Source organism: Bacteroidota bacterium (genome assembly GCA_018266835.1).
Lineage (GTDB): Bacteria > Bacteroidota > Ignavibacteria > Tepidaquicellales > Tepidaquicellaceae > JAFDZO01.
The window spans coordinates 781,113-796,593 of record JAFDZP010000002.1 but is presented as its reverse complement, the minus strand read 5'-3'; the positions used below and the strand labels follow the sequence as shown (position 1 = coordinate 796,593).

The 15,481-nt window shown below is 34.9% G+C and carries 15 protein-coding genes; 6 read left to right on the top strand and 9 right to left on the bottom strand.

Features of this window, described 5'->3' with window-relative positions:
* Positions 1-158: 158 nt before the first annotated feature.
* Positions 159-1,094 (bottom strand): ribose-phosphate pyrophosphokinase, encoded by a 936-nt coding sequence (locus JST55_05285; protein MBS1492896.1) that lies wholly within the window; start codon positions 1,092-1,094, stop codon positions 159-161.
* A 196-nt stretch (positions 1,095-1,290) separates the two neighbouring features.
* Here JST55_05285 and JST55_05280 point away from each other — a divergent pair, with 196 nt between their 5' ends.
* Entirely contained in the window at positions 1,291-2,604 is a 1,314-nt protein-coding gene (locus JST55_05280; GenBank protein ID MBS1492895.1) for a T9SS type A sorting domain-containing protein, read from the top strand.
* Positions 2,605-2,689: 85 nt separating this feature from the next.
* On the opposite strand, the gene JST55_05275 is transcribed toward JST55_05280, so the two are convergent.
* The 3 genes from JST55_05275 to JST55_05265 all read right to left on the bottom strand — a co-directional run bounded on the left by JST55_05275 (position 2,690) and on the right by JST55_05265 (position 5,923).
* Positions 2,690-4,060, bottom strand: a complete 1,371-nt coding sequence (locus tag JST55_05275; GenBank protein ID MBS1492894.1) for a POT family MFS transporter — start codon at positions 4,058-4,060, stop codon at positions 2,690-2,692.
* A gap of 72 nt (positions 4,061-4,132) precedes the next feature.
* Positions 4,133-5,197: a glycosyltransferase family 9 protein gene (locus JST55_05270; GenBank protein MBS1492893.1), complete on the bottom strand. Its 1,065-nt coding sequence runs from the start codon at positions 5,195-5,197 to the stop codon at positions 4,133-4,135.
* A 3-nt stretch (positions 5,198-5,200) separates the two neighbouring features.
* Positions 5,201-5,923: an endonuclease III gene (locus tag JST55_05265; protein MBS1492892.1), complete on the bottom strand. Its 723-nt coding sequence runs from the start codon at positions 5,921-5,923 to the stop codon at positions 5,201-5,203.
* A 108-nt stretch (positions 5,924-6,031) separates the two neighbouring features.
* On the opposite strand from JST55_05265, the gene JST55_05260 reads away from it, so the two are divergent.
* Positions 6,032-7,309: a bifunctional folylpolyglutamate synthase/dihydrofolate synthase gene (locus JST55_05260; protein MBS1492891.1), complete on the top strand. Its 1,278-nt coding sequence runs from the start codon at positions 6,032-6,034 to the stop codon at positions 7,307-7,309.
* Here the strand turns inward: JST55_05260 and JST55_05255 are convergent.
* On the bottom strand, positions 7,300-7,806 hold the full coding sequence (locus tag JST55_05255) for a hypothetical protein (GenBank protein MBS1492890.1): 507 nt from the start codon (positions 7,804-7,806) through the stop codon (positions 7,300-7,302). The genes JST55_05260 and JST55_05255 overlap by 10 nt on opposite strands.
* Before the next feature lie 93 nt (positions 7,807-7,899).
* Between JST55_05255 and JST55_05250 the strand changes: the two genes are divergently transcribed.
* Genes JST55_05250 through acpS form a run of 4 tightly spaced genes read left to right on the top strand, consistent with a single transcriptional unit; the run spans position 7,900 to position 10,285 of the window.
* On the top strand, positions 7,900-8,769 hold the full coding sequence (locus JST55_05250) for a 3-hydroxybutyryl-CoA dehydrogenase (GenBank protein ID MBS1492889.1): 870 nt from the start codon (positions 7,900-7,902) through the stop codon (positions 8,767-8,769).
* Between the two features lie 5 nt (positions 8,770-8,774).
* The gene (locus JST55_05245) at positions 8,775-9,218 is read left to right on the top strand and encodes a transcriptional repressor (GenBank protein ID MBS1492888.1); all 444 of its coding nucleotides are present in this window, start codon (positions 8,775-8,777) and stop codon (positions 9,216-9,218) included.
* 18 nt (positions 9,219-9,236) lie between these two features.
* Positions 9,237-9,923, top strand: a complete 687-nt coding sequence (locus tag JST55_05240; protein MBS1492887.1) for a TIGR02253 family HAD-type hydrolase — start codon at positions 9,237-9,239, stop codon at positions 9,921-9,923.
* Positions 9,920-10,285 (top strand): holo-ACP synthase, encoded by a 366-nt coding sequence (gene acpS, locus JST55_05235; protein MBS1492886.1) that lies wholly within the window; start codon positions 9,920-9,922, stop codon positions 10,283-10,285. Before JST55_05240 ends, acpS begins: the two co-directional genes overlap by 4 nt.
* A 1-nt stretch (position 10,286) precedes the next feature.
* On the opposite strand, the gene JST55_05230 is transcribed toward acpS, so the two are convergent.
* The 4 genes from JST55_05230 to JST55_05215 all read right to left on the bottom strand — a co-directional run bounded on the left by JST55_05230 (position 10,287) and on the right by JST55_05215 (position 15,417).
* Positions 10,287-11,354, bottom strand: coding sequence for a PD40 domain-containing protein (locus JST55_05230; GenBank protein MBS1492885.1), 1,068 nt, complete (start codon positions 11,352-11,354; stop codon positions 10,287-10,289).
* A 25-nt stretch (positions 11,355-11,379) separates the two neighbouring features.
* Entirely contained in the window at positions 11,380-13,596 is a 2,217-nt protein-coding gene (locus JST55_05225) for a bifunctional (p)ppGpp synthetase/guanosine-3',5'-bis(diphosphate) 3'-pyrophosphohydrolase (GenBank protein MBS1492884.1), read from the bottom strand.
* 37 nt (positions 13,597-13,633) lie between these two features.
* Positions 13,634-14,278, bottom strand: a complete 645-nt coding sequence (gene upp / locus JST55_05220) for a uracil phosphoribosyltransferase (protein MBS1492883.1) — start codon at positions 14,276-14,278, stop codon at positions 13,634-13,636.
* Positions 14,279-14,388: 110 nt separating this feature from the next.
* Positions 14,389-15,417, bottom strand: coding sequence for a hypothetical protein (locus JST55_05215; protein MBS1492882.1), 1,029 nt, complete (start codon positions 15,415-15,417; stop codon positions 14,389-14,391).
* Positions 15,418-15,481 lie beyond the last annotated feature (64 nt).

Here is a 15,481-nt window from a genome sequence, read left to right as displayed (position 1 = left end):
CCTATAATTTGAGAGGGTTTCAATTTACTAAAAAGTACCTAAGGTTTGGGAAATTAAATGCAAAGTCCGCTAAGAATACGCAAAAACCGCAAAAAATTATTTCAATTCTTTGCGTGCTTTGCGAAAACCTTTGCGCTCTTCGCGTTTTAAAAATTAGGTCAGCTTACGTTATCAAATAAAGATGTTATTGACTGGTCTTTATTAGTTCTTACAATTGCTTCGGCAAATAAGTTAGCAATGCTCTTTACTTCAATCTTAGATGATTTTTCTTTTAATGGTAACGTATCAGATACATATAATTTTTTGATTGACGAGTTGTTAATTCGTTCAATTGCATTGCCGGAAAATACAGGATGTGTACAAGCGCCGTAAACATTGACAGCTCCGTTCATTTTTAATGCTTCAACTGCATTAACAAAAGTACCGCCTGTATCTATTAAGTCATCAATTATTAAAACGTTCTTTCCTTCAACGTCTCCGATTATATTCATTACTTCGGCAACGTTTGGTTTCGGGCGTCGTTTATCAATTACAATTAAATCAGCATGAAGACGTTTAGCATAAGCTCTTGCCATTTTTATTCCACCTACATCCGGAGTAGCGATTGCAAGATTCGGTATCTTCATTTTCTTGAAGCTTTCCATAAAGACTTGTGAGCAATAAAGATGGTCAACGGGAATATCAAAGAAGCCCTGAACCTGTGGAGCGTGTAAGTCCATTGTGATAACTCTGTCGGCTCCGGCATTGGTGATAAGATTTGCAACAAGCTTTGCCGTTATAGCAACGCGGGGCTGGTCTTTTCTGTCCTGCCTTGCATAGCCGAAGTAAGGAATGACTGCATTGATTCTTCTGGCTGATGCTCTACGTGCAGCGTCAATCATAACGAGAAGTTCGAATAAATTATCAAACGGGGGATTTGTAGATTGAATAATAAATAAGTCAGCGCCTCTGATGTTCTCTTCATACTTTACCCAAAGTTCACCGTCTGAAAAAGTTTTGATTGATACATCGCCCAGTTTAATACCGTGTTTGCCCGCTATTTTTTTAGCAAGGTATTCGGAATTTCTTCCTGAAAAAACTTTGAGATTTGACATTGTCTAAGGAATGATGCTTTAAGAAGTTCAATAAATTAATGAAACGAGATTTTACATTCAATTAACTTTGAGGTAATAAATAACAAATTAATATTTTACAAAACAAAACTAAGAAAGAATGTAAAGTTTTTTAAAAGTCTGATTTTTTACCTTTAATTCTTCTTAATTAAATTCTAAAATTATTCAGGAGGTTGCTATGAAAAAAACCTTATTTATTTTGTTTGTTTTAATCTCATCATATTCGTTTGCACAGAACGGATGGTTCCTTCAATACACTACTCAGTATCCTATAAACAATATTTATTTTCTTAATGAGAATACCGGATGGGCTTGCGGTGATTCCGGATTTGTTGCTAAAACAACTAACGGGGGATTAAATTGGATTGGTCAGTATTCTCCGATAAGAGTTTGTTATAAATCGATTCACTTTATAAATGAAAATACCGGATGGGTAGCCGGCGGTGATGATTATATTCTTTCAACTACAGGAATTTTAAATACAACTAATGGCGGTGCTAACTGGTATGTTTTAATTTATAGTGGTGGTTACTCTACATTTTCTTCTATTTATATTTTAAATAAAGATACGGTATTTGCAGCTTTATCGGGATACTCAATGTATCAAACTGAAGGCGGGTTTTCCCGGACAACAAACGGAGGTGTTAACTGGCAGCCGCAAGTTTCAGGTTTTGGCGGGTACCAGTTTTCAAGTATACATTTTATAAATAATTTAACGGGATGGGTATTAGCTTTCTTTGGAAATGATACAGGACTTCGTTTAGGAAGAATACTTAAGACAACAAACTGCGGAGCAAATTGGGTGGTGCAGCTGCGAGATAGCAATTTAATAAATTCTAACCTTAAACAAATTAAATTTGTAAACAGCCAGACCGGTTTTGCTGCAGGTGAAGGGGGAAGATTATTGAAAACAACAGATGGAGGAGATAGCTGGATAAGAAAAAATACAAGTACTTCACGCAATTTGTTTTCTGTCTCTTTTATTAACGAAAATACAGGATGGATTGGTACATACAAATCAGGCGATACTTCAGGCGTCTTAAAAACAACTAACGGCGGTGAAAACTGGATAAAATCTACTGCAAGTTCTTCCTTAGTTTCAGTGGGAAATATGCTGTTTGTTAATGCACTGACAGGTTGGGCATGCAGCTATCAAAATGGAGGGATTATTTTAAAATCAATTACAGGGGGATTAACGAATGCAAATAACATTACATCAAAAATCCCGGATAAATTTTCTTTATCACAAAATTATCCTAATCCATTCAATCCAAATACAAATATAAAATTTGCATTAACAAAATCAGGATTTATAAAGATAAATGTATTTGATGCGCTTGGAAGAGAAGTTAAAAACTTAGTAAATGAAAATCTTCCTGCAGGAGAATATGAAGTAAGTTTTGATGGAGGAGATTTAAACAGCGGAATATACTTCTATAAATTGGAAACAGATGGGTTTACTGAAACAAAGAAAATGATCCTGATCAAATAAAATAAAAAAAGACCTGACAAAAATTACTTTTATCAGGTCCTTATACTTACTACTTTATACTTTATACTTTATACTTTATACTATATCAGTTCTCTACCAATACCGGGTCCATTACATCTTCACGTGACTGAATGTAATTTTCCTCTTTGTATCTTCTGGCTACAAGTAAGAATATTACTGAGGTAACTGCCATCAGCCCAACATAGAACCAGAAGTAAGCTGCAGTAATATTTCCTGCAGCATCTTTTAAGCTCGTAACAAAATAGTTTATCTGAGTATCTAAGAAGTTACCAAGCGCTACTGCAAGAAGCCAGAGTCCCATGATAAATGACTTCATAGTGTTAGGTGCCTGAGTGTAAGAGAATTCCAAACCTGTTATAGATATCAGCAGCTCTGCCACTGTCAGAATAACATAAGCAAAGACTTGCCATAGTACTCCCGGCTTTCCTCCTGCATCAATCATTCCCTGTGGAATTGCTATGAGCACATAAGAGAAAGCTGTTATAAACATACCTATTGAAATTTTTCTCAGTGGAGTTAAAGTCCAGAACTTATTGATTTTAGGATATAAATAAAGTGTGAATACGGGAATAAGAGTCAGGACTAATATTGGGTTAATCGCCTGGATTTGGGAATCAAGTAATTCAAATTTTACAAAACCCAAGTTAACAGTCTTATCTAAACTTGCTGCCTGAATTACCCATGAAGAACCGGTCTGATCATAAAGTGCCCAAAAGACTGCTATGAAAATGTACATAATGGAAAGATTGATAATTGCTTTCTTTCCCTGCGGGCTAAATAAATCTCGTTTATAAACACCCCAACCTGCCGGCTTAATAGCTATAAAGACTTTATGTCCGCGGTAAAAAACTATGGTTGCAAGGAGCATTAAAAATCCGGGAATACCAAATGCAAGATGAGGACCGTATTTATCTAATACTAAAGGTGTCAGAAGCGATGAAGCTGCTGCTCCTAAATTAATAGCTAAATAAAAGAAGCTGAATATTTTTTCCAGCAGGTGTTTATTTTTTTCTTCAAACTGGTCACCGACGTGAGCCGAAACGCAAGGCTTTATTCCGCCGGAACCGATTGCTATTAAAGTAAGACCTATTGATAATCCCAGGCGTGTATCATCTAATGCCAGGGCTAAATGACCTAGACAATAAACAACGGAGAGGAGCATTATAGTTTTGTATTTTCCCCAGAGAATATCGGAAACTAATGCGCCGACGATAGGGAAAAAATAATTTGCCGTACTGAACCAGTGATACCATGATATGGCATCGGTCTCATTCATCAAATCTTTCTGGCCTGTGTGGTTCATAATATATTGAGTCATAAAAACAACGAGAATTGTTTTCATTCCGTAATAACTGAACCGTTCAGCAAGCTCATTACCGATGATGTAGGGAATGCCTTTCGGCATCTTATTGGAAACGGTAGTGTTTTCCTGCATTTTGTTTAATTAATAATTAGTAATTAATAATGAATAATTTTTTCTAAGGTATTAATTGATAATAAAGTAAATCTAAGTTGAAGGCAATTCTGAATTCTGCATTCTGAATTCTGAATTAGGAAGTCGTTGCATCAATATCTTAATCTTTTCAATTATCTTTCCTTTATCAAGTTCAGTCATGCAAATATTTCCTATCGGACAATCAAGCAAACTACAATATAAACAATTTAAGTTTTCATTTACAATTGTAAGATTTTTATCTCCATAAGGTCCTTGCAGAGCGGGATTAGTAGGTCCATAAATTCCCAGCACGGGAATTTTCATTGCACATGCTATATGTAAAGGACCTGAGTCGTTACCTATGATTATATCGCATCTCTCAATTAACGCTGCAAGATATTTTAAAGGACTGTCGGGAATAATAAATGTATTATCCGGGAATTCTTTGTTGATTGCTTCGCAGTCCTCACGTTCTTTCTTTGTCCCCCATATCAGTAAATAGTTAGCATCGTAAATTTTATTGAGTTCTTTTAATAGTATAATGTAGTCAGCTGTTTTATATCTCTTGGATTCCCAGCCGCCGGTTTTCGAAATACCTATGATGGGTTTGCCTTTAATGTTGTTGCTGTTTATAAACTCTTCTGCAAATTCTTTGTGAACAATGTTTACAGGGATAAACATATCCTTTGTGAAAATTGGTATCTCTAGTTTTCGTAATGCATCTAAGTTGAAATCAATATTGTGGACTTCACCGCCTCTTCCGTCAGTCATTATATTGTATGCATACTTTCTTCCTCTGAAACGGAAGCCGAAGCGGTACTTAGCTCCGCTGCAAAAAGTTATCATTGCAGTCCTGGGATTGCAGTAGAGGTCAATTACTAAATCGTATCTTTGTTTTCTTATTGTGCGGATTAAAAAAAGTGAGTCGTCTTCACTGGGAGTATAAGTGAACGCACGTGAGATATATGGATTATCAAACAGAAGGTCACGTGAATGCTCCAAGGTAAGGAAATAAATCTCAGCCTTAGGGAAATATGCTTTTAGATTTGGCAGCACAGGAGTAGTAAGAAGGATGTCACCCATTCCGCCGAATTTTATTACCAGTATCTTCTGTATTTTATTTTTATCTAAAATCAAATTCTAAATATGATCTACTATTATAAAATTGTTTTCATTTATTTCTGTTTCTTTGTTGGCTTCTTTATAAAATTTCTTTTCCGCCCATTCGCATTCTTTATAAATAAAACATTTATTGCATAAAGGATTTATAGCTCTGCAATAATTGCGTCCGAATTTTATAAGGTTTGTATGAAACGAAACTTTCTCTTCATCCGGAATAATCTTCGTCGCAGCTTCGAATGTTTTTTCTGCCGTTGTTGTTTGTACAACTCCTGTTCTGTTTAAAATTCTGTGAACGTGAGTATCGACCGGAAAAACACTTCTGCCCATTGCAAAAGCAAGAACGCATGAAATTGTTTTTACTCCAAGACCGCTATGCTGCAAAAGTTCTTCATATATTTCATTGTTACTTTTTTTATAAAAGAAATCCAGATTCAGACTGCCATATTTCTTCTGCATTTCCTTCAGCATGTTTTGTATCTGCGGAGCTTTAGTATTTGCAAGCCCGCATACTTTAATTAGTTCTTTTATTTTATTTAACGGAGCATCGGCAACTTCTTCCCATGTTTTGTATTCACTTCGTAAGTTTGTATAAGCTTTATGGGAAGACTTATCAGTTGTATTCTGCGAAAGCTTTATTGCAATAAGTACATCAAGAATATTTTTACTGCTGAAGCCGATTGTTTTTGAGTGATATTCATTCTCTAAGGCATCAATTATTATTTGCAGCTTTCTTTTAGTCATAAAAGAACAAATTAATTAAAAATATACTCACATAATATTTAAATAGAGAGGACTTTAGCATTTAATTAGTTTGATGATTAAAGTAAATTACACACAAAATTTTACATCTTGTTTACTGATTACAATAAAACTATCGATTACCTTTTCAAACTCGAGAGAAGAGGAATAAAATATAATCTTAACAACATAAAAAAGCTGTTAAGCTTTCTTGGAAATCCTGAAAAGAACTTTAAGTCAATCCATATTGCAGGAACAAACGGAAAAGGTTCCGTCTCTTCTATAATAAACTCGATATTAATAGAAAAAGGTTTCAGATGCGGATTATATACATCACCTCACATAACAGATTTCAGAGAAAGAATATTAGTAAACGGTGAATGGGCTTCAAAGAAATTCATTATAGATTTTACAAATAAGATTAACCCTTTAGTAAAAAAAATTGAGCCGAGTTTTTTTGAAGTCGCGACAGCAATGGTGTTTGAATATTTCTCAAAGAAAAAAGTTGATTACGCTGTGATTGAAACCGGGCTTGGCGGAAGATTGGATTCTACAAATGTATTAATGCCAGAGCTTTCAATAATTACTACAATAGCAATTGACCACGTAGATTTTTTAGGAGACACAATTGAAAAAATAGCCTATGAAAAAGCAGGAATTATTAAAAAAAATGTACCTGTAGTTGTCGGCAATCTTAAACGTGCAGCTATAAAAGAAATAATGGAGAAAGCTGAGAAGACCAAATCTAAACTAATAAATTCTTCGAGTAAGGAAATTAATATAATAAAGCGAAGTGAAAAGGGATTAGATTTTGAATTTGAAAATCAGAAATTCAAATTTCCTTTAATAGGAGATTATCAAATTAATAATTTAAGAACTGCACTGACAGCGATAAATGTTCTTTCCGAAAAAAATAAAATTAATTTTACAAATAGTATAATTCAAAAAGGATTATCCAACATAAAAGCTAACTCAAATTTTTACGGGCGCTTTGATGTAATAAAGCAATCTCCAAAAATTGTTACAGACGTATCACACAATGAACAGGCATTTGAAAATATTGAAGCCAATTTGAAATATTTTAAATATAAAAAACTCATTATACTTTTTGGAATGATGAAGGATAAAAATTATCAGAAATGCCTGAATATACTTTCAAAGCTTGATGCAAAAATTATTTTAACAAGACCGCTTTATCCGCGTGCCGAAGAACCGCAGAAGTTATTTGAATCTGTAAAGAATAAATCAAAATTTATTCCTGTACAAAATCTGAACGATGCCTTCTCTCATGCACTTAATTTAGCTGATAAAAAGGATATGATTTTAGTTACAGGTTCCTTCTTTTTAGTGAGTGAGTTTTTAGAAATGTATAATAAATTTTATAAGTAGGATTTTGATATTTCTGAAATATGTGCCATAACTTCTTTTACGGTTTCGTCAACAGTTTGATTAGAATTGTCAATCGAAAATCCCAGTTCAGGATTTCCGATATTTTCAACTTCGTACATATACTCAATCCGGTTAAATTCTTTTTCTGTAAGTTCTCTTTCTCCTCTGTTTTGTTTGGCAGTTTCTTTGGAAGGAATTAAGTTGATTATAACCGGTTCAATGCCAAGTTCTTTAGAATAACTTATCAGCTTCTTTAATCCTTCGCCATACATTGGCCATGTGACTATCGGCAGATAACCTCTTTCAATCCATTTCTTTGCAAGGTCTAATGCGTCTGTAGAAATGTAATCACCAATTGTTTCAAGATTTTCATGCGTTGCAAAATGCCGTAATGAATCACATTCGATGTTTACAGATTTCCTAATTCTCTTATTCAATTCAGCGGCGATTGTGCTTTTGCCTGAATTAATTGACCCGCTTATCCAGATAAATTTCATAACTCTATTTAAAGCTTAAAATAGCTATAAAAGAATCTTTTTTGAATTTAATTTCTCCTCTGAAAAACGCAAATTATATAACAAAATATAATAATGAATTTTAGCGATATAAAAACAATCGGAGTAATCGGCTCCGGCACGATGGGCAGGGGAATTGCAATTTCCACAGCAACTGCCGGATACAATACTATCCTCTATGATATAAACGATGAAATTATCTCAAATGCAAAGGCATCGATAGATAAAGGTTTGCAAAAAGGAGTTGAGAAAAATAAAATTACTTTAGAAGCCAAAGAACAAATTCTCGGCAGACTCTATCTTACTTCGGATTTCAATTCTTTTTCCGGTGCAGATTTTATAATTGAAGCAGCTCCTGAAAGTATGGACTTGAAGAAAAAACTGTTTACCGACTTAGATATTATCTGCAGAGATAATGTTATCCTTTCAACAAATACATCATCACTTTCAATTACAACAATTTCTACTATTGTAAAAAAGAATCCTGAGAGAGTTATTGGTATGCACTTTTTCAATCCTGCTAATATTATGAAGCTCGTAGAAATTGTGAAAGGAGACTTTACTTCTGATTCTGCAATTAAAGCAACCACTGAATTAACTTTAGCAATAAAGAAAGTCCCTGTGCTTGCAAAAGATACTCCTGCGTTTATTGTAAATCGAATTGCCCGTCCTTTCTACGGCGAAGCTTTAAGAATTTTAAGTGAAGGCACATCAGATGTGAAAACTATAGATAGCGTAATGAAGACTTGCGGCGGATTTGCTATGGGACCATTTGAGCTGATGGATTTAATCGGAATTGATGTAAACTTCTCAGTAACAAAATCTGTTTACGATGCGTTCTTTAATGATGCAAAGTACCGTCCGAATTTTATTCAGAAAAAAATGGTTGATGCTAATTTGCTCGGAAGAAAAACAAAAAAAGGATTTTATTCTTACGATAAATAATGATAATGAAAACTGATAAAATGTCATATGATGAATTTAAGCTTGTGCTTCTGGAGAACTCACAAAGAATAACTTTGCCAAGACTAGGCGTACTTAAAGTATTAAAATCAAATCACAATCCGTTAACGATGTCTGAAATTCACGAGCTTATTAACAAAGATAATCACAATAAAAAAATTGACCTCGCCACTATTTACAGAACGGTAAATCTTTTTGTAGATTTAAAAATTGTTTCAGAAGTAAATTTCAGAGATGAGTTCAAGCGTTACGAACTTGTTTTTGACAGGCACCACCACCACCATATAGTTTGCAAAAAATGTAAGAAGATTGAAAACGTTGAGCAATGCCTTACAAAAGAAATTGAAAAGATGTTGGTTAAAAAAGGCTATAAAGATATTTCTCATTCACTGGAATTTTTTGGTGTGTGCAAAGAGTGCAGTAAAAATTAATTTTAATTACAAAATATTTTGATAAAAGCGATAGTATTTGATTTAGATAACACACTCATGGATTTCATGCTTATGAAAAACGGTGCAGTCCGTGCTGCTATAGTTGCAATGCAGGATGCCGGATTAAATCTTTCATTTGAAGAAGCAAAGGCAAGAATAGATGCAATTTATAAAGATGAGGGAATAGAATTTCAGACTGTATTTGACCAGATGCTTACTGATCTTCTCGGCAAGATTGATTACAAAATTTTATCTGCAGGAATTGTTGCTTACAGAATAGAGCGGGAAGCGAACTTAAAAACATATCCCGGAGTTTATTCAACTCTGATAGAGCTCATCAAAATGGGAATAAAGCTCGCCATCGTTTCCGATGCACCTTCAAAAGAAGCATGGTTAAGATTATCATATCTGAACCTACATCATATCTTTGATGTAATTATTACTTATGATGAGGCGCGCGAAAGAAAACCTTCACCTGTACCTTTCAATCTTGCATTGAAGCAATTAAATCTTGAAGCCAAAGAGTGTCTTATGATTGGTGACTGGGCTGAGCGTGATATGGTAGGAGCAAAAGTTGTGGGCATGAAAACAGTTTTTGCGAGATACGGAGATACATTCAATACGGAAAATCCGGATTCTGATTATGATATAAATGATATAAGGGAACTTATAAAAATCGTAAAAACCGAAAACGGAATTGCATGATAAAAGGAGTTGGTATAGATATTATAGAAGTAAAAAGGATTAAGAGAATAATTGAGGAGCATGGCGACAGATTCTTTCAGAGAATCTTAACTGATGCAGAAATTGCCTATTGCAAAACATATTCAAAACCGGAGCTTCATTTCGCAGGAAGGTTCGCTGCGAAAGAAGCTTATTCAAAATCATTGGGTACAGGTATTGGAAAAGATTTCAAATGGAAAGATATCGAAATCTTAAATGATAAACGCGGTAAACCTTACATTCATCATATAGAAGAGAATGAATTTTCCAAATTAATCTATCATGTAAGCATTTCACATACAGAAGATTATGCCTGCGCTGCTGTTACTTGTGAGTACGTGTAAACTAATCTACCCAGTCACAAATAAAAACGTTTGTCTCACCTTTTATTCTGTCATTTCTGTTAGAGCAGAAAACTAATTTTTTCCCGTCGGGAGAAAACATCGGGAAACCGTCAAACTCGGGACAGTTAGTAATTTTTTCTAGATTCGTTCCGTCAATATTAATTGCATACACGTCAAAGTTTCTTCCCTGGGGGTCTTCTATATTGGAGCAGAATAAAATTCTTTTTCCGTCAGGAAAAAAGTACGGGGCAAAATTTGCTGATGTATTATGTGTGATTCTTGTTTTGTTGCTTCCGTCAGCATCCATTACATATATATCAAGTAATGTCGGTCTTATTAATCCCTGACCTAAAAGTTCTTTATATTTTTCTTTTGCCTCATCATTTTCAAATCTTGTTCTTCTATAAATAATTTTCTTTCCGTCATATGAATAAAATGCTCCGCCATCGTATCCAAGTTCATCTGTTAATTGTTTTATATCTGTTCCGTCCAGGTTCATGCTATATAAATCAATATCGCCGTTTCGTGTTGAAGTAAAAACTATTCTGTCACCTAAAGGTGAAATTGTTGCTTCGGCATCGTATGCTTTTTCATTAGTTAATTGCTTTACAATTTCTCCTTGTTCTGTTGCAACGAAGATATCATAAGAATCATAAAGTGCCCAGACATATCCTTTTCTTAAATCAGGTTTGGGCGGACATAAATCACTCACAAGATGTGTTGAAGCAAAAAGAATGTGTTTGTTATCGGGCATGTAATATGCGCAGGTTGTTCTGCCTTTACCCGTGCTGACCAAAGTTTGTTCAGAGCCGTCTATATTCATTTTGTAGATCTGGTCACAATCTCTTCCTTCGCGTGTTGATTGGAAAGAAAGTTTTTTACCGTCGAATGAAAAATATGCTTCAGCATTTTCTCCGCCGAATGTTAATTGCTTAATATTCTTTAGATGTTTTTCTCCTTCGAAGTATAATGTGTCCTCTGAGATTTTTGAAGTGTTAATGTTCTTACTTCCAGTAAAAATATAAATTGAAATTACGGTGAGAATTAAAAAGGGGATAAATTTTTTCATAAATAAAAGAAATTAATTAATGAATTTATTCGTCAAAGCGGGAAGCAGTAAATACGCCTTCCTGCTGCATTATTTTTTCTATTATATCGTTTAACTGTTTTAGATTTGTGATTTGCAAAATGAAATTACCTTCAAACATTGATGCTTTTGTAACTACGTTAACACTTTTGATATTAACTTTATAATTTTTCGAGATTGTATTGGTAATATCGTTTAATATGCCTGCCCTGTCTTCGCCGATAATTTTAATGCCTGCAGTAAAATCTCCGGTTCCGCTGTCACTCCAGTTTATGTCAACAACTCTGTGGGGATCCTGTAAAAAAAGATGAACAAGATTTTTACAATTCTTTCTGTGAATTTTAACACCCTCAGTTTTTGTAATAAACCCTATCACTTCATCTCCGGGAATAGGATGGCAGCATTTTGCAAATGAATATTGTAAATCAGCAAGTGAAGAATCTCCAATAGAAATTTTACTCTGCTGTGACCTTGCGTCGTTTACAAATTTATCGAATGAAGCAACGGGGTCATTAGATTTTGCAATTTTTTCATTAAGCTGAGGACTTTTATCAAGGTTCTGAATTTTATTTACATCTGATAATATCTCTATAGCTTCATCAGCTTTCTTTTCATCAGCAGCAACTTCATAATAAAACTGAGAAATTTCTTTATGCTTAAGTTTATGAATAACTTTTAAAAACAATTCTTCGCTGAAATGAAGTTTATGTTTTTTGATTTTCTTTTCCCAAATTTCTTTTCCTCTACCTGCTAAAACTCTTTTTTCAGTATTGAAATATTTTCTTATATCCGATTTAGCTTTATGTGTTACAACAAATTTTTCCCAGTCTCTTTTGGGAGTCTGACTTTTTGATGTGATAATTTCTATCTGATCGCCGCTTCTTAGTTTAGTATCTAATGTAACTATCTTTCCGTTAATTTTTGCTCCTATACACTTGTAACCAACTTCAGTATGAATGTCGAAAGCAAAATCAACGGCGGTTGCTCCTGCAGGTAAGACTTTCAATTCTCCCTTAGGGGTAAAGCAATAAATTTCATCCTGATAAAGATTAAGCTTAAAGCTATCCATGATGGCGGAAGATGACTCATCTTTAGTTGCATTTTCAAGAGACTCTCTAACAGATTTCATCCAGTTCTCAAGATTCTCATCGTTTATATTTGTATTCTCTTTATACTTCCAGTGAGCAGCAACACCTTTTTCTGCAACTTCGTGCATATCTTTGGTTCTTATTTGAACTTCAACCATCTTACCTTCTTTGCTCACCAAAGTTGTATGGATGGATTGATAACCGTTTTGCTTTGGGAGAGAAATATAGTCCTTAAATCTATCGGGGTTGGGTATGTAAATACTTGAGCAAATTCCATAAGCAGAGAAACAGTCATTTTTATCCTGTGTATCAAGTACAATTCTTACTGCGAATAAATCATAAAGCTCATCAAAACTTTTGTTACGTGCTTTTATCTTTTTGTAAATACTATATAGGTGTTTTGCTCTTCCATAAATTTCAAATTTATAACCTTCAGTAGCAAGTTTTTGCCTTATTGGATCTATAAATCTATTTATGAGTTTATCACGTTCTCTTTTCTTTTCGTTTAGTTTTTTTGCAAGTTCATCGTAAGCAGGTCTGTCTAAATATTTGAATGAGAGATCTTCAAGTTCTGCTTTTACGTTTGCGAGTCCGAATCTGTGAGCGAACGGAGCGAATATTTCCAGCGTCTCTTGTGCCATTCGCATCTGACGTGGATTGGAAAGAAATTCAAGAGTACGAAGATTATGAAGTCTGTCGGCAAATTTTATGAGCATCACACGAATATCTGATGTCATGGAGAGAAGCATTTTACGATATGATTCTACCTGTTTTAGCTCGTAGTTTTCAAAAATACCGTCTATCTTCGTTGCGCCGTCAACTATTTCAGCAATCTTATCACCGAACTCAAGTTTAATATCTTTTAAATTAAATTTTGTATCTTCAACAACATCGTGCAACAATGCTGCGGCAACTGAGACATCATCTAATGCTATTTCCCGTGCAATGATAGTAGCCACTTCATATGGATGAGAAAAAAAAGGTTCGCCCGATGCACGTTTATCATTTTTGTGCGCATCAAGTGAAAACTGAAATGCGTGAGTTATCAGTTTGTCATTTACCTTATTTGCAGGTATATTTTTATGACAGACAGCAAGCAGTTCATCTAATTTTTTCTTATATAAAGTGGATAACATTTTTTATTAATTCCTTTCGGTTGACTCGTAAATTCTGTTATGTACCAAACATTCTATCACCTGCATCACCTAAGCCCGGAAGTATATAACCTTTATTGTTTAGCTTTTCATCAATTTTACATGTATAAAATGAAAGTCCTTCCTTTTCTGCTGCACTGAAACGCTTGTCGATAGAATTTATTCCTTCAGGTGCGCTTATCAACGAAACAATAGATATATTTTTTATTCCCATACTTAATAAATATTCAACAGTAAAAATGACACTTCCACCAGTCGCAACCATCGGATCAACAATTATTACATTCACATGTTCCTTATCTTTTATCTGAGGAAATTTGAAGTAGTATTTAACAGGCTTTAGGTTCTCTTCATCTCTATATAACCCGATATGGGAAACTATAATTTCCGGATACAAATTCATAAAACCCTCTGTCATGCCTAAGCCGGCGCGTAAAATGGGTAAAAGCACTACTTTATTCTTTATTTTACTGCCTTTGGCCTTCATTAACGGTGTCTCAACAATCTTTACTTCGCTGTTCAGCTTTGAAAACACCTCTACCGCCATTACATACGATATCTTCTCCAGCGATTGCTTGAACTGCGCTTTCCCCGTCGTCTTCTCGCGCAATATCGTTAAATAATGCGCTACTAACGGATGACTGACCTCATTTACTTTTAACATTTTTCTAGGGTTAAAATTAAAAAATTACCGTATAAAAATAATCCCGCCGGAGCGGGATTACCATATTAAAAATTAAAAGAACTTACCAAACTTACTTTTTCTCATCGCTGCTATTTCATTAAATAAACATTCATGCTCGTCAAAACGTTCTGCGCGCTCGAGATCGACTGCCCGCCGCCCGACATCTTCAAATTCAAATCTATCTTCGTCGTCGTCTCTTTCTTCACAACGCATCCCCTCGTCAGATTAAATAGTATCGTGCCCTTTCCGTTAAAGCTCGAGTTCTCCACCTTGTACGTCACAGTCTTATCCTTCATTTCGTCCTTCAGCAATTCAGTCGAGAGGTCTGCATCTATCGTCAGAATCACCTCGCCGTTCTCCGTCTTCACATCGGTAATCTTATACTTCAGACTGTTTCTGCCCGGGAATACCAGCAGCTGCGTATCGTATGAACGCGTCCACGCAGAGTCCTTCACTACGTCATTATCAGGGAATATCTGGAACTGCTGCTGCAGCACCGATTTTATCGCATCGTTCCCGAAGCTCTCCTTTATCTGGCTCTTCTCAGCTTCCTTCAGTGTATCCCCAAACGCCTTGAACATCTTATCATAGATTTTCTGCAGTCCGTAAATATCGGTCACCTCTCCCTTAGGAGTTACCGATACATTGAACGGCTCGCCGATGATAGAATTATACTGTATAAAATCCGCCTTCTTGTAAATTGAGTCCTTCACGTTCGAGTTATACACAATCGTCACCGATGAATCTTTCGATGTCGGAATTACCGATACAACATTTATGCTGTCGTACTTTACCTTGAAAGCCGTTACGCCGTTAGCCGTATCAGTTACCTCTTCCGAGTAATAGTAAGTTATCGTCTGCTCCTGGCTTACGTCTTTTTTATCAGTCATAGGCGAGTTTTCCTTCGTAACCGTCTTTGCCACCATCGAATATCTGAAAACATCTCCCTTCTTAGGAAGCATTTTCAAAGAGATCTTATCTCCCTTTATCAGGTCATTGCCCGAGGATTTTGTGGAATCTTTTTTATCAGTGCCGTTCTTGTTACAGCTTTGCAGGGTAATAAGTCCCGTCGAAATAAAAATTATTAAAATTATTGCAGGAAGAAATCTTTTAGACATTATAAATCCTTTTTGTTATTAGTTTCTATTACAAAAAAACTTCAGGCACTAACGTAAAAAAACT